Raw genomic sequence first — 19362 nt, 5'->3', positions numbered from 1 at the left:
GGCAAGGCCGCGGTGCAGTACGTGAGTATTTCCCTCCAAGCGAAAGACTTTTAGCGGTGACAGACAGTCAGAAATCCGACGAAACAGCAACAGGCGCAACCGACTCAACGGTTCCGGCCGCCAGCGACGCTACCGATACTGCTGCACAAGCCGAGCAGGCACCTGTGAACCCCGAAGCCACCGCTTCCGAAGAGGGCGCTGCGCAAGAGGGTGCCCCGGAAGAAGGTGCCCCGGAAGAGGCCGGCGCCGGTCATACGGCAGAAGACCAGGCCGGTGGAACCACTGCCGCCGAACCGTCCGCGTCAGCCCCAGCAGCCCCACCGGCTCCCGGGCCCCGGCCGTCCGCCCCGTCGCCTGCTGCCTTCGCGTCACGTCCCAAGCCTGCAGCCGCTGCCCCCGCTGCCGCTCCGGTTCCCGCCGCGCCCAGCACGTCGGTGGCCGAGGCCTCCAAGTGGGCCCGGGTGGAAGGGGACGGCCACGTCTACCTGAATATCGACGGCGGCGAGCACCCCGTGGGACAGTACCCCGGTGTGAGCGGCGATGAGGCGCTGATCTACTTTGCCCGGAAGTACGACGACGTCGTGGCCCAGATCGTGCTCCTCGAGCAGCGCGTCAGCTCCAAGGCTCCCAGCACCGACATGCAGAAGACGGTCACGCACCTGCGCGAGCAGCTCGCTGAACGGAACATGGTGGGCGACCTCCGCGCAGCCGAGGCGCGCCTGGACAAGCTTGCCGGCGAGATCGCCGAGCTGGAGAGAGTCGAAAAGGCCGAGCACGATGCCGTGCGCGCTTCCGAGCTTGCAGCGCGTGAGGCGATTGTTGCCGAGGCAGAGCAGATTTCCGGCCAGGATCCCGCCCAGACCCAGTGGAAGACCTCCAGCGCCCGGATGAACGAGCTCTTCGAGAACTGGAAGGCAGCCCAGAAGAGCGGCGTGCGGCTGGGCCGCAGCAACGAGGACGCCCTCTGGAAGCGCTTCCGGGCGGCCCGCACCGTCTTCGACCGTCACCGCCGGGCGTATTTCTCCCAGCTGGACAGCAACAATTCTGCGGCCAAGACTGCCAAGGAAAAGCTGATCGCCGAGGCCGAGGCCCTGTCCACGTCCACGGACTGGGGCTACGCCGCCGGCGAGTACCGCCGCCTGATGGACCAGTGGAAGGCATCGCCGCGGGCAAGCCGCAAGGATGATGACGCCCTGTGGGCACGGTTCCGCGCCGCGCAGGATGTTTTCTTCACGTCCCGGCAGGCTGCCAACGACGAGATCGACCAGGAATACGCTGCGAACCTCACCGTGAAAGAGTCGCTGCTGGCCGAGGCCAACGGCATCCTGCCGGTGAAGGACCTGGCAGCCGCCAAGAAGGCACTCCAGTCCGTCCGCGACCGCTGGGAAGAGGCCGGCAAGGTACCCCGCGCGGACATGGGCCGGATCGAGGCCGGGCTCCGGAAGGTGGAAGACGCAGTCCGCCATGCCGAGGAAGAGCAGTGGCAGCGGTCCAACCCGGAGCGCAAGGCACGCACCAACAGCGCGCTGTCGCAGCTGGAGTCCGCCATTGCCGGACTTCAGGAAGACCTCGCCGAGGCCGAGAAGAGCGGTGACCAGCGGAAGATCAAGGCTGCGCAGGAAGCCCTCGAGGCCCGCCAGGCGTGGCTGGACCAGATCCAGCGTTCTGCCAGCGAGTTGTCCTGACCTTCCTTCCCTGAAGTGATGGTCGCAGGCCCGGTCCGGTTATCCACATAACCCGGACCGGGCCTGTGCCTGTTAACCACGGTCCGGGCAGGATGGATGGATGGGCACACCTCCATCTTCCCCGGCCGCCGGCCCGGGCCGGGAACCCTCCGCCGCCATCCCCGGGCCGGGCTGCCCGGCAAGTGGAGCGGAGGCGTCCGCGGTGCCGCGCTTTCCCGAACTGTACGCACCTGGGATGCCCTTCGCCGGTCCGGAACTCCAGTCACTGGCAGCCGACGGACTGCTGGCCCGCTTCCACCAGGACGGCTACACCCTTCCAGGTTTACCGGCATCCCCGCAGCTGCGGGCAAGGGCCGCAGCCGGGGCTGTGCCGGCGGCCATCCGGCAACGCGTTGTGGCGGGACGGATGACGGCGGCATGGATCTACGGCTGCGCTGCCGAACCGGACAGGCTGGCCCTGCTGGTGGACGCGAAGCGGCGGGTGTCCAGCCTGCGGAATACGCGGGGCTGCACGCTGCACGAAGTGAAGCTGGGGCCGTTCGATGTGATCAGCCTGGGCGGTCTGATGGTTTCCAGCCCCTTGCGGACCGCCCTTGATATCGCCCTGCACGTGGAATCGCAGCGGGCCGTGCCAGCCCTCGCCGGTTTGCTGGCCCGCCCGCAGCAGGACGTGCGGTTGCGGCTGCTGGTACGGGCTATCGAGGCGACACCACGGGTGCCGCACAAGCGTGCTGCGTTGGAGAAGCTGGCCCTGCTAGCTCCGGCGTTTGTTTCCGGTGGTGCGGTAGACGTCGAAGACTCCGTCGATCCTGCGGACGGCGCTCAGGACGTGGCTGAGGTACTTGGGGTCACCCATCTCGAAAGCGAACTTTGAGATGGCCACCCTGTCCGTGGAGGTGTGGACGCTGGCCGCGAGGATATTGACGTGGTTGTCCGACAGGACCCGTGTCACGTCCGAGAGCAGGGACTTGCGGTCCAGGGCCTCCACCTGGATTTCCACCAGGAAGACGCTCGACTGGGTGGGGGCCCAGTCCACATCCACAATCCGGTCCGGCTGGTCCTTCAGGTCGGAGATGTTGGTGCAGTCCGTGCGGTGCACGGAGACGCCGGATCCCCTGGTCACAAAGCCAAGGATCGGGTCCGGTGGAACGGGCGTGCAGCAGCGGGCCAGCTTCACCCAGACGTCGCCCACGCCGCGGACCACAACACCGGAGTCGGAGAAGCGGGCCTTGCTGACCTGGGTGGGGATACTGATCTCTTCGACGTCATCATCGGCGCTCTCGTTGCCGCCCAGGCTTTCGATGAGCTTTTCCATGACCGACTGCGCCGATGTATGGCCGTCGCCCACGCCCGCGTACAGGCCGGAGATGTCCGCGTATTTGAAATCCTCAGCCACGGCGGCCAGTGCCTCATGCGTCATCAGCCGCTGCAGTGGCAGGTTCTGTTTCCGCATGGCACGGGTCAACAACTCCTTGCCGCGGTCAATCGCCTCCTCGCGGCGCTCCTTGCTGAACCACTGGCGGATCTTGTTGCGTGCCCGGGCGCTCTTGACGAAGTGCTGCCAGTCCTGGCTGGGCCCGGCGCCCTCGGCTTTGGAGGTGAAGATTTCCACCCAGTCGCCGTGGTTCAGCTCACTGTTGAGCGGGACCAGTTTGCCGTTGACCCTGGCGCCGATGGTGCGGTGGCCCACCTCGGTGTGGACCGCGTAGGCAAAGTCCACGGGCGTTGATCCCGCCGGCAGCGCCATGACTTCGCCCTTGGGCGTGAACACGAACACTTCACGGGCGTTGATTTCGAAGCGCAACGAATCCAGGAACTCGCCGGGATCCGAGGTTTCCTGCTGCCAGTCCACCAGGGAACGCAGCCATCCCATGTCGCCGTCGCGGGGGCTTCCGGGACCAACGGCGGTGCGGTTGGGCTGGTCCTTGTATTTCCAGTGGGCCGCCACGCCGTACTCAGCCCGACGGTGCATCTCGTGCGTGCGGATCTGGATCTCAACCGGTTTGCCGCCGGGGCCGATCACGGTGGTGTGCAGGGACTGGTACATGTTGAACTTGGGCATCGCGATGTAGTCCTTGAACCTGCCGGGCAGGGGGTTCCAGCGCGAATGCATGGTGCCCAGGGCGGCGTAGCAGTCCCGGACGGAGTCCACCAGGACACGGACACCCATGAGGTCGTTGATGTCGTCGAAGTCCTTGTCGCGGACAATCATTTTTTGGTAAATGGAGTAATAGTGCTTGGGCCGTCCGGTGATGGTGGCCTTGATCTTGGCGGCCCGCAGGTCCTCGGTGATCTGGTCGCGGATGACGCCCAGGCTCTTTTCCCGCTCGGGGGTCCGGTCCCCCACCATTCTCACGATTTCTTCGTACACCTTGGGGTAGAGAGCCGCGAAGGACAGGTCCTCGAGCTCCCACTTGATGGTGTTCATGCCCAGGCGGTGCGCCAGAGGAGCGAAGATTTCCAGGGTTTCACGGGCCTTGCGGGCAGACGATTCTGCGGAGACGAAGCGCCAGGTGCGGGCGTTGTGGAGCCGGTCGGCCAGTTTGATCATGAGGACACGGATGTCCTTGGCCATGGCCACGACCATCTTGCGGACCGTCTCCGACTGGGCGGCCTCGCCGAAGCTGACCTTGTCCAGTTTGGTCACGCCGTCCACCAGCATGGCCACTTCCGGCCCGAAGTCCCGCTTCAGGTCAGCGAGGGTGTAGGGGGTGTCCTCAACGGTGTCGTGCAGCAGGGCCGCCGCCAGGGTGGTGCCGCTGAGGCCAAGTTCGGCGAGGATGGTGGCCACGGCCACCGGATGGGTGATGTACGGGTCGCCGCTCTTGCGCTTCTGTCCGCGGTGGCTCCGCTCAGCTACGTCGAAGGCGCGCTGGATGAGGTCAAAGTCCTCTTTGGGATTATTGGCGCGGACAGTCCGCAGCAGCGGCTCAAGGATGGGCGAATAGGTGGCCGCTCCACGTCCGGTCAGGCGTGCGAGCCGGGACCGGGTCCGCTCCCTGCGGCCGGGAAACGTGGCTCGGGACCCTGTATTATCAACAGGAACCAGGGAACCCGGGCGCGCGGGGGATGCCGCACCGGCTTGTACACCGGCAGGACTTTTTTCTTCCTGTGCCGTTGGCGCCGACGCCGAACGTTCTTCCAATGAAGCACCCCTCACCACCGTTTAATTACTCCAGTCTATTCCCCCGGCCAGCCACTTTTATAACCGGGCGCGGACAGCCGAAGGCCGGGCAACGCAGAGTCTGCGTTGCCCGGCCTTCGATGGGCTGAGGACTGGCTGGTACTGCCCGTCAGGCTTTAGCCGGCGATGCCGGAACTGCCCGTTCCGCTGATCCGGCACGCCGCTGCTGGACACGCCGGGCCTGCTTGACCAGGTCCGGTTCGCCCTGGCGGAGCCAGGCGTACATCGGCGCTGCGACGAAGATAGTCGCGGCGGTGCCGATGAGGATCCCGACGAACAGTGCCAGGGACAGGTCCCGCAGCGTTCCGGCGCCCAGGAGCCCGGCACCGATGAACAGGATGGCGCCCACGGGGAGGATTGCCACCATCATGGTGTTAATGGAACGCACCAGGGTCTGGTTGACGGCGAGGTTGACTTCCTCGCCGAACGTCCGGCGTGTGGATGCGTCGATTCCGGTGGTGTTTTCCCGGATTTTGTCGAAGACCACCACGGTGTCGTACAGGGAGTAGCTCAGGACCGTCAGGAATCCGATGATGGCCGATGGCGTGACCTCGAAGTCACTGAGCGCATACACGCCGGCCGTGATGAACATGGTCGCAGCCATGCCGGCCAACGCCGAGAGGGACATTTTCCAGGTGCGGAAGTACAGGGCCATCAACACGGCCGCGAGCAGGACGAACACCACCAGGCCGATCAGCGCCTGCTTGGTCACGTCGGCACCCCAGGTGGGGCCAACGAACGTCGAGGTCACCTCGTTGTCGGTGACACCGTAAGCGCCCGTGAGGCCCTGCTTGATCCGGAGGGTCTCGTCGTCCGTCAGCTTGTCCGTCTGGATGCGCATGGTGTTGCCGGCCACGTTCGCAACGCGCGGAACACTGCCGGCGACCACGTCAGTCACGGCTTTTTCGCCGATGGTGGTGTCCGTGGTCTTGACGTTCGAGACCGTGAATTCGGAGCCTCCGCGGAATTCGATGCCGAGGTTGAAGCCGCCTTTGGCCACCGGGATGAGGATGGACAGCGCCACTCCCACCGCGGCGATGATGAACCAGATCTTCTTGGCCCCTACAAAGTCGTAGGAACGCTTCCCGGTGTAGAGCTCGTTGCCGAACGTAGCGAAGCCTGACATTACTTGTTCTCCTTCGCGGAGGTCTTGGACGAGCCGGCCAGCTGTTCCTGCTTCTCTGCCAGGCGCCGTTCAGCGATGGTCAGGCGGCGTTCGGCCTCGGCCGCTGCTCCGGTGTTCTTGGTACGGACCACCACGGGCTTGTCATCGGGAGTGCGGACCCGGCCGGCACCGCGGTAGAGCGGCACGGCGCCCAGCCGTTCGGGGTCCAGGCCGGAGAACTTGTGGCCTTCACCGAAGAACCGGGTGCGGGCCAGCAGCTGCAGCGTGGGGTGGGTGAACATGAACACCACGATGAGGTCGGCGATGGCGGTCAGGCCCAGGGTGAAGGCAAAGCCACGGACGTTGCCCACGGCCACGAAGTACAGGACCAGGGCGGCCAGGAGGTTGACGGCCTTGGAGGCAAGAACAGTGCGCTTGGCGCGCTTCCAGCCGTTTTCGACGGCGGACACCAGGCCGCGCCCTTCGCGCAGTTCATCACGGATGCGCTCGAAGTAGACGATGAAGGAGTCTGCGGTCTGGCCGATGGCCACGATGATGCCTGCAACGCCTGCCAGGGACAGCCGGTAGTTCTCCGTCCAGCCCAGGATCGCGATGGCCAGGTACGTCAGGGCACCCGCCACCACCAGCGAGGCAATGGTGACGAAGCCCAGGGCGCGGTATTGGAACAGCGAGTAGACCACCACCAACAGCAGGCCGATCAGGCCGGCCAGCAGGCCCATGCGCAGCTGTTCACCACCGAGCGTGGCGGAGATCTGCTGTTCGCTCTGGATGTCGAAGCTGATGGGAAGGGCGCCGAACTTCAACTGGTCGGACAGCGCCTTGGCGGTCTGCTCGGTGAAGCCGCCGGTGATCTGCGGACGTCCGTCGGTGATGACGGCCAGCGACCGCGGGGCGGAGATGACCTGGTCATCCAGCACAATGGCGAACTGGGACTTGGGGTCGGTGCCCGACTCGCCGCCGGCGGCCACGTAGAACTGGTTGAGGCGTTCGGTGACCGCTTTGAACTTGGCCGTGCCTTCGGCGTCGAACTGGATGTTGACGGCCCAGTCGTTGGTCACGGCTCCCTGCGCACCCTGCTGCAGCTGGAAGGACGAGGTGACGATGTTGCTGCCCTTCACCTCCACGGGACCCAGGATGTACTTGATGGCCGGGGACTTGTCCGTGGCAGGCTCGCAGGTTACCAGCGGCTTGGTGGGATCTGACCGCTGCGATTTTTCGGCCGCGGGGCTGTTACAGTCCAGGGCCTCGAACTGCTTGTAGATCTCAGGGGTGATCCAGTTGGTGTCACTGCTGTTGGCCGGCTCAGCTGTCGGCTTGGGCAGCTGGTCCTCCGGGGTCCGCGATTCCGGGGGCACGGCTGCCCCGTCGCCGTTGAGGAGGACGGGGCGGAAGTTCATGTCCGCGGACGCCTGGATGAGGTTCCGGGTTTCGGCAGAGGGCGTGCCGGGGAGGCTGACCACCACGTTGCGCCCTGACTGGGTGCTGATTTCCGCTTCGGAGACGCCGGAGCCGTCAACGCGCTGGCGGATGATCGCCACGGCCTGGTTGAGCTGCTGTTCGTTGATGTCCGAACCGCCCTCCACCTTGGGCGCCAGGATCATCTGCGTGCCGCCCTCAAGGTCCAGGGCCAGTTTGGGCGCCCAGCTGGCCTGCCCGGCGATGGTGCCGCCGGCCAGGACGGCAGTCAACGCTGCCAGGAGTACGCCAAGCCAGACCAGGACGCGGAGCCCTGGTTTCTTGCGGCCAGTTCGTGCCATTGTCGATCTTTCTCTTATTCGCGGAAGAACCGCCGGCGCGGGTTGTTACCTGCGCCGGCGGTGGTCCGCAGCGGTAGAGGGAGGAAAGGGGCCGGCGGGCCTAGCTGTCCTTCTTGCCCTCGTCGTTGAGGCGCTTCAGGGTTTCTTCCGGAGTCTCGGCGCTGGTCGCGCTGCTGCCGGTCTCCGGAGTGGTCAGTGAGGACGCGTCGTCCGGTACAACCGGGGAATCAGCGGCGGGCTCGGCAGTAACATCCGCGGCAGGCTCGACGACCTTGGTGACGGCCTGGCGGTGGACGGTGGCCAGGTTGCCGGGGGAAAGTTCAAGGGTGACCTTGTTATCGGCGTCGTCGATGTCCACGATCCGGCCGAAAAGGCCAAAGCTGGTCATGACCTCCACGCCCGGGCCAAACTTCGACTGGAGCTCTGCCTGCTGCTGCTGCGTCTTCTTGTTGCGGCGGAACATCATGAAGATGAACACGCCGAGCATGACGAACAGGAGAATTGACATTGGATCCAAGGGGAATTCCGTTCTTTTGCGTGGTGCAGCTGGTTTTCCAGCGACGTTGGCTTCGCTTCGGCCGGGGCGGCTGGTGGCGCAGGCAGAACGCCTGACATTTCCTTCCCCAAGCGACGGGGGCGTCAGGGCCACCCGCGAAACAAAGACCCGAACGTGCCGGGCGTCATACCAGTCTAAAGGGAAAAGCTGAACGGAGCCTGCTATTGGCTCTCCGGGGCCCAGTCCCCTGCCTCGGAGGTCTCCGCGCCGGGCTCGAAAAGGTCCAGCTGCTCCTGCGCGAAGACTCCGGACGGGATGGCATACCCCATGTGGGCCCAGGCCGGCGCCATGGCGATCCTGCCGCGGGGCGTGCGGCCCAGCAGTCCTTCCCGGACCAGGAAGGGCTCCGCCACGGTTTCCACCGTTTCGGTTTCCTCGCCCACGGCGATGGCTAGGGTGGACAGGCCGACGGGGCCGCCGCCGAACTTGGTGATAAGGGCGTCGAGGACGGCGCGGTCCAGCCGGTCCAGCCCTTTCTTATCCACTTCGTACATGTCGAGGGCGGCGGACGCGGTCCTCGCATCGATTTGTTCGACTCCGTGAACCAGTGCCCAGTCCCGGACCCGGCGCAGCAGGCGGTTGGCGATGCGTGGGGTGCCGCGCGAACGGCCTGCGATTTCGGCGAAGCCGGCGGAGTTGACCTTCAGGTCCAGCAGCCCGGCTGAACGGCGCAGGACCAGTTCCAGCTCCGGGACGGAGTAGAACTCCAGGTGCCCGGTGAAGCCGAACCGGTCACGCAGTGGACCCGGAAGCAGCCCGGCACGGGTGGTGGCGCCCACCAGGGTGAACGGCGGCAACTCCAGGGGAATGGCCGTGGCCCCGGCGCCCTTGCCCACCACGATGTCGACGCGGAAGTCCTCCATGGCCATGTACAGCATTTCCTCGGCCGGGCGGGACATGCGGTGGATCTCGTCAAGGAACAGGACCTCGCCCTCGGACAGCGAGGACAGGATGGCCGCGAGGTCGCCGGCATGCTGGATGGCGGGCCCGCTGCTGAGGCGCAGCGGAGCGTTCATCTCGGCGGCCACGATCATGGCGAGGGTGGTCTTGCCGAGGCCCGGCGGACCGGAAAACAGGACGTGGTCTGCGGTGCGTCCCCTCATGCGGGATGCCTGCAGCACCAGCGACAGCTGCTTGCGCACCCGGTGCTGGCCAACGAAGTCATCCAGGTTCTTGGGCCGCAGGGCCGCCTCGATGGCACGCTCCTCCGGCTCCTCCCCCGCGGCGACCAGTGACGGTTCAGCCACGGGTACCTACGCGGTTGCCTGCGCGTGCGCCGTCCTGGCCCAGCCATCGGAGGGTGGTCCGCAGGATTTCCGGGACGTTGCCGCGGAAGGATACTTCCGGGTCGTCGGCAAGGGCCTTGTCGATGCTGGCAGAGGCATCTTTCTCGGACCAGCCCAGGCTGGTCATGGCCGCCACCACCTGGGGTTTCCAGGAGGCTTCGGCAGGAGTGGCGGCACCGGCTGCTGCAGGGGTCCCCTGCGGGACGAGCTTCCCGGCCAGCTCCAGCACGATCCTCCCTGCCACTTTGGGCCCGATGCCGGGAACCTTGGTGAAGGTCTTGCTGTCGCCGGTGTGCGCTGCCACCCTGATCGCTTCGGGATCGTGGACAGCAAGGACGGCAAGGGCCAGCCGCGGACCAACGCCGCTGACGCTCAGGAGGATGTCAAAAACCTCGCGTTCGTCATCGGAGGCGAAGCCAAAGAGCGTCAGCGAGTCCTCCCGGACAATCAGTGAGGTGAACAGCTGGCCTTCGTCACCCACGCGCAGCCGGCTCAGGGTCTGCGGGGTGGCGTTGACGCTCATCCCGGCACCGTTGAGGTCTATCACGGCCGTTGACAGGCCAAGGTGCGCTACGGTTCCGCGGAGGAAACTGATCAAGGCCGGGCTCCCGTTGTACTGCGGGCCTCCAAAGTGAGAGCCCGGCTATCCGAACATATCTACGAATACCCTAGCAAGCGGCAGCGACAATCAGCGTGCGCGGCGCGCTTTCGCTTCTGCTTCCGCCCATGCCCGCTGGGCAGGCGTCAGGGATGAACTGCCCGGTCCCGTGGTGGCCACGGCAGCGCCGCTCCCGGCCCGCCACGCATGGGTGATGGCCAGCGCCAGCGCATCGGCTGCGTCGGCGGGACGCGGCGGAGCGTCAAGGCGGAGGATCTTGGTCACCAGTTTGGTCACGGCGTCCTTGTTCGAGGACCCGCTTCCGGTCACCGCGGCTTTGACTTCCGACGGCGTGTGCAGCGCCACCGGGATTCCCCGGCGGGCCGCCGCGGCGATGACCACACCTGACGCCTGGGCGACGCCCATCACCGTGCTGACGTTGAGCTGCGAAAAGACGCGTTCGACGGCGAGGACCTGCGGTTCGTAGCGGTCCAGCCACTCGTCGATGGCCGTGGCGATCACCAGCAGGCGCCGGTCAAGGGTCTCGTCCGGCGATGTGCCCACCACCCCTACCGCCACCATGCTGGCCCGGCGGTTGCGCTCAACATCCACCACGCCGATGCCGCAACGGGTGAGGCCGGGATCAACGCCAAGGACGCGGAGCGTCACTTGTGCTCCGCCCCGGCCCGGAACCCCGGCTTCAACTCCTGCGGACTAGCAGGCAAGGCGGGACGTCACTCGGATTCCAGGGCGGCCTGGACTTCGTCGCTGAGGTCGGCGTTGCTGTAGACGTTCTGCACGTCGTCGAGTTCCTCCAGGGCGTCTGCCAGCTTCAGGAACTTCCGGGCGCCGTCGACATCGAGTTCCACCTGCATGGAGGGAACGAACTCAACTTCATCCGTGTCGTATTCAATGCCGGCTTCCGCCAGCGCTTCACGGATGGCCTGGAGGTCGCCCGGTTCCGAGTGGATCTCGAAGGTCTCGCCGTTGTCCTTGACTTCCTCCGCGCCCGCATCCAGGACGGCCATCAGGACGTCGTCCTCGCTCAGGCCGTTCTTGGGCAGGTTCACCACGCCCTTGCGGGTGAAGAGGTAGCTGACCGAACCTGGGTCGGCGATGGTTCCGCCGTTGCGGGAGATGGCGAGGCGGACTTCGGAGGCGGCCCGGTTTTTGTTGTCGGTGAGGCACTCGATCAGCAGGGCGGAGCCCTGGGGGCCCCTGGCCTCGTACATGATTTCGGCGTAGTCCACCACTTCGCCGGTGAGGCCGGCGCCGCGCTTGATGGCGCGGTCGATGTTGTCGTTGGGGACCGAGGTCTTCTTGGCCTTGGTTACGGCAAGTTCCAGGCCGGGGTTGCCGGCGAGGTCCGGTCCGCCCATGCGGGCGGCAACTTCGATGTTCTTGATCAGCTTGGCGAACGACTTTGCGCGGCGGCTGTCAATGATCGCCTTTTTGTGCTTGGTCGTTGCCCATTTGGAGTGGCCTGACATGCTTTACGCTTCTCCTCTGATCATGCGGATAAAAAGTTCGTGTACGCGTTTCTCGCCGGTCACTTCCGGGTGGAAGGAGGTGGCCAGCAGCTGGCCGGAACGCACTGCGACAATTCTAGCCGCCCCGGGGAGCGGTACGGCGTGCGACGCCTGACCGGGTTCTGCCGGTTCCACCTGCGCGAGGACCTCCACGTCCGGGCCCACCCGCTCCACCCAGGGGCCGCGGATGAAGACGGCGTGCACTGGTTCCACGCCTGATTCGGTGGCGCTGAAGTCAAGTCCCTTGAAGTCCAGGTCGGTTTCGAAGGATTCGCGCTGCCGGCCGAAGGCATTGCGCCGGACGGTGATGTCCAGGCCGCCGAACGTTTGCTGGGGGGCGCCGGACAGGTCGGTGGCCGGATCTGCGATGTCCGCCGCAAGCAGGATCATTCCCGCGCAGGAACCATAGACGGGGAGCCCCTCGGCGATGTACTTGCGCAGCGGGTCGGCCAGGTCGAAGGCCCGCGCCAGTTTATCGATGGCGGTGGATTCGCCGCCGGGAATGATGAGGCCGTCCAGGCCGTCCAGCTCCTCCGGGCGGCGGACGGCAACGCCCTGCGCGCCGGTGGCTTCCGCGGCACGCAGGTGTTCGCGGAAGTCTCCCTGCAGGGCCAGGACACCAATCCGCAGGCCTGAGCCCACGCGCGCAGGATCAGCAGAAGAGGGATTTGTCATCCCTCCAGCATACGGTCCCGGCCCTCCGGCTGCTGCCGCACCTGGGCCGCGGGCAAAGGTTGCATGCCGCTGCTGGGATATATTCGAAACATGGTCTTCTTCAGTGTTCCGCTCGGCAAGCTGGTCCGCAGGGTATCCCGGCTGCGGGGCGGCGGCTCCGCACTTCCGGGCCTGGTGGTCGAGAAAATCGACCCCGGCTTCATGCGGCGGACGCTCACCACCCTGCCCCACGGCGTGGCCGTGGTCAGCGGCACCAACGGAAAGACCACCACCACCAAAATGGTGGTCGAACTGCTGGAAAGCCAGGGCCTGAAGGTCTTCACCAACCGGACCGGCAGCAACTTCACGCGGGGGGTGGCGGCCGCACTCCTGGGCGAGGTGGACTGGCGCGGCAGGCTGGACGCGGACGTTGCCGTCCTGGAACTTGACGAGGCCCACGCCGTCCATTTCGTGAACAGCGTTCCGCCCCGCTACTGCCTGCTGCTCAACGTGCTCCGCGACCAACTGGACCGCTTTGGCGAGATCGACAAAACGGCACAGCTCCTGCAGCACATCGCGGCGAAGACCACCGGAACGGTGGTCCTGAACCGTGAGGACCCGCGGGTTGCCAGGATCGCCGACACGCTCACTGGACAGGAAGTCAGGTACTTCGGCCTGGACGATTCCTTGCTGGGCACCTTTCCGAACGACGACGACATGCGCGCCGCTCCCGGCAGCCCCGCTCCGGCGGGCCTGCCCGCAAAGCCGCAGGCCGACGTCGTCCTCCGCAAGGTGGGCGCTGACAGCGCCGAGTTTGAGTACGACGGCGGTACGGTCACCACGGCGATGAAGCTGCGCGGCGTCTACAACATCTTCAATGCAGCCGCTGCCCTCACGCTGGCCCGCAGCATTTGCGGTGGCGGCGCCGCCACCGCGAACCACGAGACCCTGCTGCAGGCGCTGTCGCAGGTGGCGCCCGCCTTCGGCCGCGGCGAAAGCCTGACCGTGGACGGCCTGCCCCTGGACCTGGTGCTGGTCAAGAACCCCAGCGGTTTCCGGCTGGGGCTGAAGTCCTTCCCCGCCGGCGGCTACGCCACCATGATCGCCATCAACGACAACTACGCCGATGGCCGGGACATGTCCTGGCTGTGGGACGTGGAATTCGATTCGCTCCGCGAGGGCGGGGTGGAGCTGCTGACCGGGTCCCGGGCCTACGACATGGCGCTGCGGCTGCAATACGACGAAGTCCCCGTTGGCGCTGTGGATACCGACATTCCCGACGCCCTTGCCGCCTTCATCCGGGAAGGGCGCGGCAAACCCAAGCGGATTTTCTGCACCTACACCGCCATGCTTGCCATCCGCCGCGAGCTGTCCAAAATCACCACCGTGGAGGTTGTCTCGTGAGTCCGGCAGAAGCAGCGGAAGCTGGCCACCAGTCCAAGGGCACCCTCCGCGTGGTCCAGCTGTACCCGCGCGACATGAACATCTATGGCGACTGGGGCAACGCGCTGGTCCTGCAGCGCCGGATCCAGTGGCACGGGTACACCCCCGAACTGCTCGAGTACAACGTGGGCGATCCCTTCCCTGACGGCGTGGACATCATTGTGGGCGGCGGTGGCCAGGACAGCGGGCAGCTGGTGATCCAGGACGACCTGCAGGCCCGCGCCGGCCAACTCAAGGAACTGGCCGAGGACGGCGCGCCCATGCTGGTCATCTGCGGCCTTTACCAGCTCTTCGGGCGGTTCTTCAAGACCCGCACGGGCGCCGTCATCCCGGGTATCGGCGTACTCGACGTGGAAACCCACGGCACCGATGAGCGCCTGATCGGCAACGTCAAGGTGTCAACCACGGAGTTCGGCGACGTCCTCGGCTACGAAAACCACAGCGGCCAGACAACCCTGGGCAGCGGGGTTCGGCCGCTTGGGGCCGTGGCCAAGGGAACGGGAAACAACAGCAATGACGGCCATGAGGGGGCACGGTACCGGAACATCGTTGCCAGCTACCTGCACGGCTCGCTGCTTCCCAAGAACCCTGCCATCGCCGACTTCCTCATCCGTACAGCTGCGGAGCGCAAGTTCGGCAGCTTCTCCCCCGGCACCCCGGACGACACTTACGCAGTCCTGGCACGGGAGCACGCCGCGCGCCGGCCCCGCTGAGCCCTGCCGGCAGGATCAGCGCCACTGGAAGTACTCCCGGTGGATGTTGAGCCTTCGGACACCCGCTGCCCGAAAGGCTTTGCGGAACTGCCGCAACATGGCGTCCGGACCACCCATGAATACCGACAGCAGGCGTGGCTCGGTGCCCACCGCGGCCAGGACCATGTCCGGGGTCAGCCGTCCGTCCCTTTCGGTGTCAACCAGGTGGACCGTAAGCCGCGGCTGGTTCCCGGCGATGGCGGTGATTTCATCGGCAAAAGGCGACGGGCCCGCCGAGGTGACGAAGAAGTGGACATCTTCGTGCAGCCCGCCGGCCGGCCCTTCGTCCAGTGACCGCAACCAGCTCAGGAAGGGAGTGATCCCCACCCCGCCGGCGATCCAGACCTGGTGGGCAGTGCCCTTGTTCCGGTCAAAACGGCCGTAGGGGCCGCCGACTACAGCAGGCATGCCGGGCTGGACCACGTCGGGAAGCCTTGTGGTGTGGTCCCCGAGTGCCTTGACCGTGATGCTGATCCCACCCTCCCCTGCTGGACCCGAAATGGAAAAGGGGTGCCGCTGCCAGCCTTGGGCTGTTTCGAGGTAAACCATGGCGAACTGGCCGGGTTTGAACGCCAGCGGGCGGCCCAGGGGACGTAGTGCAACCTCCACCAAGTCCGCCGCAACCGGACGGACCCCTGCAACCTGGTAGTCGTGATGGGGCAGGAAACGGCGCGCCAGCAGCTCCCGGTAAACGTAGAACGCCAGGCCCGTTCCGCCGATGGCCACGTAGCTCCACCTCAGGACGGGCGCAGCCTCAAACGCACTGGCATCGAGCAGCCCGTGCAGGAAGCCGGCGGCCACGAACAGGCCGGTGAGGCGGTGAAAGCCGCGCCAGCGCTCATAGCCACCCAGCAACCGCGCCGCCAGGCGGACCCCCTTTGCCTGCAGCGCGGCAACGACCACGCGGCGGACCGGCGCCGGAAGCATGGTCCGCCAGCGTGGCAGCACCGCCCACACCACCAGCGCGGCAAGGCCGGAAATGGCCGCCACTGCCAGCGTCTTTCCCACGCTGGTTGCCTCCGGGTTGGACGCAAGTTCGATGTGCGGCAGCAACAGGACGGTTGCCGTGACGGCAGCCCTGCGGTGCCAGATGGCGGCGTGGTCAATGCCGCCAAACACCGGCTCAACGTGCGGGAGGGTACTGACCAGGACCAGGGCGATCGAGTACAGCAGCACCGACTCCCCGCCGAACAGCTGGCCCACATGCCTGAGGACGGGTTCACCCTGCGGCCGCGCCACATACCAAAAGATGCCGTATGCCACCACCAGGACCACGACAGCGCCCGGTCCCACCCACCGGGACGGTACTCCCAGGAAAGCAGCTGCCGGCGTCGTGCCTTGCTTGCTCATGGACCAGGGCCCCTTCGTCGCTGCCGTACCGTGCGCGTTCCATGCAGTGCGCGCAGAATGCGGCCCGGACCGGACCCCATAGCGGCAATTGTAGGGATGTCGTCTGGGAGCCAGCACCATTTCCTTCGTTGAGAACCGCGCCCTGCTGTGAAAGGTTTACCCCATGACCAACCCCCTCCTTGCCGCCAGTCCCCTGCCCTACGGCCTTCCACCTTTCGAGGGCCTCGCAGCAGGCCAGTACGGCGCCGCCATCGAAGCAGGACTGGCTGAGCACCTGAGTGAGATCCAGGCCATCACCAGCAACGCCGAACCGGCCACGTTCGACAACACGGCACTCGCCATGGAGCGCTCCGGGCAACTCCTCAACAGGGCCGCGGCGGCGTTTTATACCGTGGTGTCGGCGGATGCGTCCGCCGAGATCCGGAAACTTGAAACGGAGCTCTCGCCGCGCTTCCCGGCCCATCAGGACGAGGTGTTCCTCAACAGGGTCCTATATGAGCGGTTTGCGGCCATTGATACGGGTGGCCTGGATCCCGAGTCGGCCCGCCTGGTGGAGGAATACCTCAAGGAGTTCCGCCAGTCCGGCATCCAGCTCGATGCACCGGGCCAGGAGCGGCTGCGTGCCATCAACGCCGAGCTGGCCCGGTTGGGTACTGAGTTCGGCCAGCGGGCCAAGGAAGGGATGAAGTCCGCGGCGCTGCTGCTGGAGGACGCGGCCGACCTGGCCGGCCTGACGGCAGACGACGTCGCCAGTGCCGGGGAAGCTGCACGCGCCGCCGGGCATGACGGCAAATACCTGCTCACCCTGGTCCAGCCCGGCAACCAGCCGGCACTGGCGGCGCTCGAGAACCGGGACGTCCGCCGTCGCCTGTTTGAAGCATCAGTGGCCAGGGGCAGTGGCGGCGGCAGCCTGGATGTCCTGGACCTGGCCAGGGAGATGGCGGGGCTGCGGGCCGAGAAGGCCCAACTGCTGGGTTTCGCCAACTACGCGGAACTTGTGGCCGACCGGCAGACGGCGCCGGACTTCGAGGCAGTCCGGACAATGCTGAGCCGGATGGCGCCGGCGGCCGTGCGCAATGCCGACGCCGAGGCGGCAGCCCTGGCCGACGTCGCCGGGCATCCGCTGGAAGCATGGGACTGGGCTTACTTTTCGGCAAAGGTGCGGCGGGAGAAGTACGACGTCGACGAACAGGCCCTGCGTCCCTTTTTTGAACTGGACCGGGTCATCACGGACGGAGTGTTCTTTGCAGCCACTGCCCTCTATGGGGTTACCTTCCACGAGCGGCCCGACCTCAAGGCCTATCACCCGGACGTTCGCATCTGGGAGGTCCGCGACGGGGACGGAACCGGCCTGGGGCTGTTCCTGGGCGACTACTATGCACGCGAGTCCAAGCGCGGCGGAGCGTGGATGAACTCGCTCGTGGACCAGGCTTCGCTGCTGGGCACCCGGCCCGTGGTGACCAATACGCTCAACATCTCCAAGCCGCCCGCGGGTGAACCAACCCTCCTCACCTTGGACGAGCTGCGCACGCTTTTCCACGAGTTCGGCCATGCACTGCACGGCTTGTTCTCCAATGTCACCTATCCGCGCTTTTCCGGTACTGCGGTGCCCCGGGACTTTGTGGAGTATCCGTCGCAGGTGAACGAGATGTGGATCATGTGGCCGGAGGTGCTGTCCAACTACGCACGCCACCACATCACCAGTGAGCCACTGCCGCAGGGCGTTGTGGACCGGCTGGAGGAGTCCCGGCTCTGGGGTGAAGGGTTTGCCACCACGGAGTACCTGGGCGCAGCCCTCCTGGATCTCGCCTGGCACACGCTGGAGCCGGGCGACGTTCCCGACGATGCCCTGGAGTTTGAGGCAAAGGCGCTGGCCGCGGCAGGGATTGCCCACCCGCTGATCCCACCCCGCTACCGCACGGGCTACTTCCAGCACATCTTCGCCGGGGCCGGCTACGCGGCGGGCTACTATTCCTACATCTGGAGCGAGGTCCTGGACGCGGAAACCGTGGACTGGTTCAAGGAAAACGGCGGCCTGTCCCCCGCCAACGGGGAACGCTTCCGGCAGGAGCTGCTCAGCCGCGGCAACAGCCGGGACCCCCTGGAATCCTTCCGCATCCTGAGGGGCCGCGAAGCCAGGTTGGACCCCCTGCTAAAGCGCCGCGGCCTCGAGTAAAACCCCATCGATTGCTGAGTAAACGTCGTTTTGAGGCCCGAAAACGACAGGTACGGAGCAATCGATTTAAAAGAACGACGCCGGTCCCCCACCAAGAAGGTGAGGAACCGGCGTCGTGGTCAAGTCAGTGAAGCCAAAACCGAAGCGCCGGACGGTGCGGTCCGGCAGCGTGCGTAAAAGGGGCCCCGCGCCCCGACCAGCGACAAAGCCGCCAACGGGGCGCGGGGAATAGCACGCAGAGGATCGCGCCGTCCGGCGCGTCACAGAAGGCGGAAATTACCAGCCGCGCTCAGCGAGACGGTGCGGCTGGGGGATCTCATCGACGTTGATGCCCACCATGGCTTCGCCCAGCCCGCGGGAGGCCTTGGCGATGACGTCGGGGTCGTCGAAGAAGGTGGTGGCCTTAACGACGGCGGCGGCACGCTGGGCGGGGTTGCCGGACTTGAAGATGCCGGAACCGACGAACACGCCGTCGGCGCCGAGCTGCATCATCATGGCCGCGTCAGAGGGGGTCGCGATGCCGCCAGCGGTGAAGAGCACCACGGGGAGCTTGCCGGCCGCGGCGACTTCCTTGACCAGTTCGTACGGGGCCTGAAGTTCCTTGGCCGCGACGTAGAGCTCGTCCTCGGGCAGCGCGGCAAGCTTGGCGATCTCGGAGCGGATCTTGCGCATGTGGCCGGTGGCGTTGGAGACATCGCCGGTGCCGGCTTCGCCCTTGGAGCGGATCATGGCAGCGCCCTCGTTGATGCGGCGCAGGGCCTCACCAAGGTTGGTGGCACCACAGACGAAGGGAACCTTGAAGTTCCACTTGTCGATGTGGTTGACGTAGTCGGCCGGGGTGAGGACCTCGGACTCGTCGATGTAGTCAACGCCGAGGGACTGCAGGACCTGGGCCTCGACGAAGTGGCCGATGCGGGCCTTGGCCATGACCGGGATGGACACGGCGTCGATGATCTGGTCGATCATGTCGGGATCGGACATGCGGGACACGCCGCCCTGGGCGCGGATATCGGCCGGAACACGCTCCAGCGCCATGACCGCCACGGCACCGGCGTCTTCGGCGATGCGGGCCTGCTCGACGTTGACGACGTCCATGATGACGCCGCCCTTGAGCATCTCGGCCATGCCACGCTTCACGCGGCTGCTGCCCGTGACGCTGTTCGCGGACGAACCGGCCTCGTTGCTTACATCAGGTGTAGACACAAAAACCCCTATGGGTAGACAGATGATCTTCGCCGGGCATGCGGCGGCAGCTGCCGGAGGTGC

The 19362-nt window shown here is 66.1% G+C and carries 16 protein-coding genes; 5 read left to right on the top strand and 11 right to left on the bottom strand.

What is annotated here, in order from left to right; translation table 11 throughout:
• Positions 1 to 56: 56 nt before the first annotated feature.
• Together ACTHQS_RS08315 and ACTHQS_RS08310 are read left to right on the top strand one after the other, a co-directional pair.
• The gene (locus ACTHQS_RS08315) at positions 57 to 1685 is read left to right on the top strand and encodes a DUF349 domain-containing protein (RefSeq protein WP_440167720.1); all 1629 of its coding nucleotides are present in this window, start codon (positions 57 to 59) and stop codon (positions 1683 to 1685) included.
• Between the two features lie 100 nt (positions 1686 to 1785).
• Positions 1786 to 2559, top strand: a complete 774-nt coding sequence (locus ACTHQS_RS08310; protein ID WP_440167718.1) for a hypothetical protein — start codon at positions 1786 to 1788, stop codon at positions 2557 to 2559.
• Here ACTHQS_RS08310 and ACTHQS_RS08305 read toward each other — a convergent pair.
• The 9 genes from ACTHQS_RS08305 to pdxT form a co-directional block, all read right to left on the bottom strand.
• A complete protein-coding gene (locus ACTHQS_RS08305) occupies positions 2440 to 4830 on the bottom strand; it encodes a RelA/SpoT family protein (protein WP_440167716.1) in 2391 nt (796 codons plus the stop codon). The genes ACTHQS_RS08310 and ACTHQS_RS08305 overlap by 120 nt on opposite strands.
• A 148-nt stretch (positions 4831 to 4978) precedes the next feature.
• Entirely contained in the window at positions 4979 to 5995 is a 1017-nt protein-coding gene (gene secF, locus ACTHQS_RS08300; RefSeq protein WP_440167715.1) for a protein translocase subunit SecF, read from the bottom strand.
• A complete protein-coding gene (gene secD, locus ACTHQS_RS08295) occupies positions 5995 to 7752 on the bottom strand; it encodes a protein translocase subunit SecD (RefSeq protein ID WP_440167713.1) in 1758 nt (585 codons plus the stop codon). The genes secF and secD overlap by 1 nt, the downstream gene beginning before the upstream one ends.
• Positions 7753 to 7852: 100 nt before the next feature.
• Entirely contained in the window at positions 7853 to 8260 is a 408-nt protein-coding gene (gene yajC / locus ACTHQS_RS08290) for a preprotein translocase subunit YajC (RefSeq protein ID WP_440167711.1), read from the bottom strand.
• Positions 8261 to 8469: 209 nt separating this feature from the next.
• Positions 8470 to 9555, bottom strand: coding sequence for a Holliday junction branch migration DNA helicase RuvB (gene ruvB / locus ACTHQS_RS08285; RefSeq protein WP_440167709.1), 1086 nt, complete (start codon positions 9553 to 9555; stop codon positions 8470 to 8472).
• Entirely contained in the window at positions 9548 to 10192 is a 645-nt protein-coding gene (ruvA, locus tag ACTHQS_RS08280) for a Holliday junction branch migration protein RuvA (protein ID WP_440167707.1), read from the bottom strand. The genes ruvB and ruvA overlap by 8 nt, the downstream gene beginning before the upstream one ends.
• Before the next feature lie 90 nt (positions 10193 to 10282).
• On the bottom strand, positions 10283 to 10861 hold the full coding sequence (gene ruvC, locus ACTHQS_RS08275) for a crossover junction endodeoxyribonuclease RuvC (protein WP_440167705.1): 579 nt from the start codon (positions 10859 to 10861) through the stop codon (positions 10283 to 10285).
• A 65-nt stretch (positions 10862 to 10926) separates the two neighbouring features.
• Positions 10927 to 11682, bottom strand: a complete 756-nt coding sequence (locus tag ACTHQS_RS08270; protein WP_440167703.1) for a YebC/PmpR family DNA-binding transcriptional regulator — start codon at positions 11680 to 11682, stop codon at positions 10927 to 10929.
• 3 nt (positions 11683 to 11685) lie between these two features.
• Entirely contained in the window at positions 11686 to 12396 is a 711-nt protein-coding gene (pdxT, locus tag ACTHQS_RS08265) for a pyridoxal 5'-phosphate synthase glutaminase subunit PdxT (protein ID WP_440167701.1), read from the bottom strand.
• Positions 12397 to 12486: 90 nt separating this feature from the next.
• Between pdxT and ACTHQS_RS08260 the strand changes: the two genes are divergently transcribed.
• Together ACTHQS_RS08260 and ACTHQS_RS08255 are read left to right on the top strand one after the other, a co-directional pair.
• The gene (locus ACTHQS_RS08260) at positions 12487 to 13779 is read left to right on the top strand and encodes a MurT ligase domain-containing protein (RefSeq protein ID WP_440167700.1); all 1293 of its coding nucleotides are present in this window, start codon (positions 12487 to 12489) and stop codon (positions 13777 to 13779) included.
• A complete protein-coding gene (locus tag ACTHQS_RS08255; RefSeq protein WP_440167698.1) occupies positions 13776 to 14531 on the top strand; it encodes a type 1 glutamine amidotransferase in 756 nt (251 codons plus the stop codon). The genes ACTHQS_RS08260 and ACTHQS_RS08255 overlap by 4 nt, the downstream gene beginning before the upstream one ends.
• A 15-nt stretch (positions 14532 to 14546) precedes the next feature.
• Here ACTHQS_RS08255 and ACTHQS_RS08250 read toward each other — a convergent pair whose 3' ends face one another.
• The gene (locus ACTHQS_RS08250; protein WP_440167696.1) at positions 14547 to 15920 is read right to left on the bottom strand and encodes a ferredoxin reductase family protein; all 1374 of its coding nucleotides are present in this window, start codon (positions 15918 to 15920) and stop codon (positions 14547 to 14549) included.
• 163 nt (positions 15921 to 16083) lie between these two features.
• Here ACTHQS_RS08250 and ACTHQS_RS08245 point away from each other — a divergent pair, with 163 nt between their 5' ends.
• Positions 16084 to 18096 carry a M3 family metallopeptidase gene (locus ACTHQS_RS08245; RefSeq protein ID WP_440167694.1) on the top strand — a complete coding sequence of 671 codons (2013 nt, stop codon included), beginning with the start codon at positions 16084 to 16086 and terminating at the stop codon, positions 18094 to 18096.
• Positions 18097 to 18372: 276 nt separating this feature from the next.
• On the opposite strand, the gene pdxS is transcribed toward ACTHQS_RS08245, so the two are convergent.
• Complete coding sequence (gene pdxS, locus ACTHQS_RS08240; RefSeq protein ID WP_440167692.1) at positions 18373 to 19299, bottom strand: pyridoxal 5'-phosphate synthase lyase subunit PdxS; 927 nt, start codon at positions 19297 to 19299, stop codon at positions 18373 to 18375.
• Positions 19300 to 19362 lie beyond the last annotated feature (63 nt).

Source organism: Arthrobacter sp. SAFR-044, assembly GCF_051965175.1.
Lineage (GTDB): Bacteria > Actinomycetota > Actinomycetes > Actinomycetales > Micrococcaceae > Arthrobacter.
This window is presented reverse-complemented; position numbering and strand designations above follow the sequence as displayed.

Bases quoted from the DNA above. Each gene is read 5' to 3' on its own strand.
- ACTHQS_RS08260 (WP_440167700.1), top strand. From the start codon at position 12,487: ATGGTCTTCTTCAGTGTTCCGCTCGGCAAGCTGGTCCGCAGGGTATCC.
- yajC (WP_440167711.1), bottom strand. From the start codon at position 8,260: ATGTCAATTCTCCTGTTCGTCATGCTCGGCGTGTTCATCTTCATGATG.
- ACTHQS_RS08270 (WP_440167703.1), bottom strand. From the start codon at position 11,682: ATGTCAGGCCACTCCAAATGGGCAACGACCAAGCACAAAAAGGCGATC.
- ACTHQS_RS08250 (WP_440167696.1), bottom strand. From the start codon at position 15,920: ATGAGCAAGCAAGGCACGACGCCGGCAGCTGCTTTCCTGGGAGTACCG.
- ACTHQS_RS08245 (WP_440167694.1), top strand. From the start codon at position 16,084: ATGACCAACCCCCTCCTTGCCGCCAGTCCCCTGCCCTACGGCCTTCCA.
- pdxT (WP_440167701.1), bottom strand. From the start codon at position 12,396: ATGACAAATCCCTCTTCTGCTGATCCTGCGCGCGTGGGCTCAGGCCTG.
- secF (WP_440167715.1), bottom strand. From the start codon at position 5,995: ATGTCAGGCTTCGCTACGTTCGGCAACGAGCTCTACACCGGGAAGCGT.
- secD (WP_440167713.1), bottom strand. From the start codon at position 7,752: ATGGCACGAACTGGCCGCAAGAAACCAGGGCTCCGCGTCCTGGTCTGG.
- ACTHQS_RS08310 (WP_440167718.1), top strand. From the start codon at position 1,786: ATGGGCACACCTCCATCTTCCCCGGCCGCCGGCCCGGGCCGGGAACCC.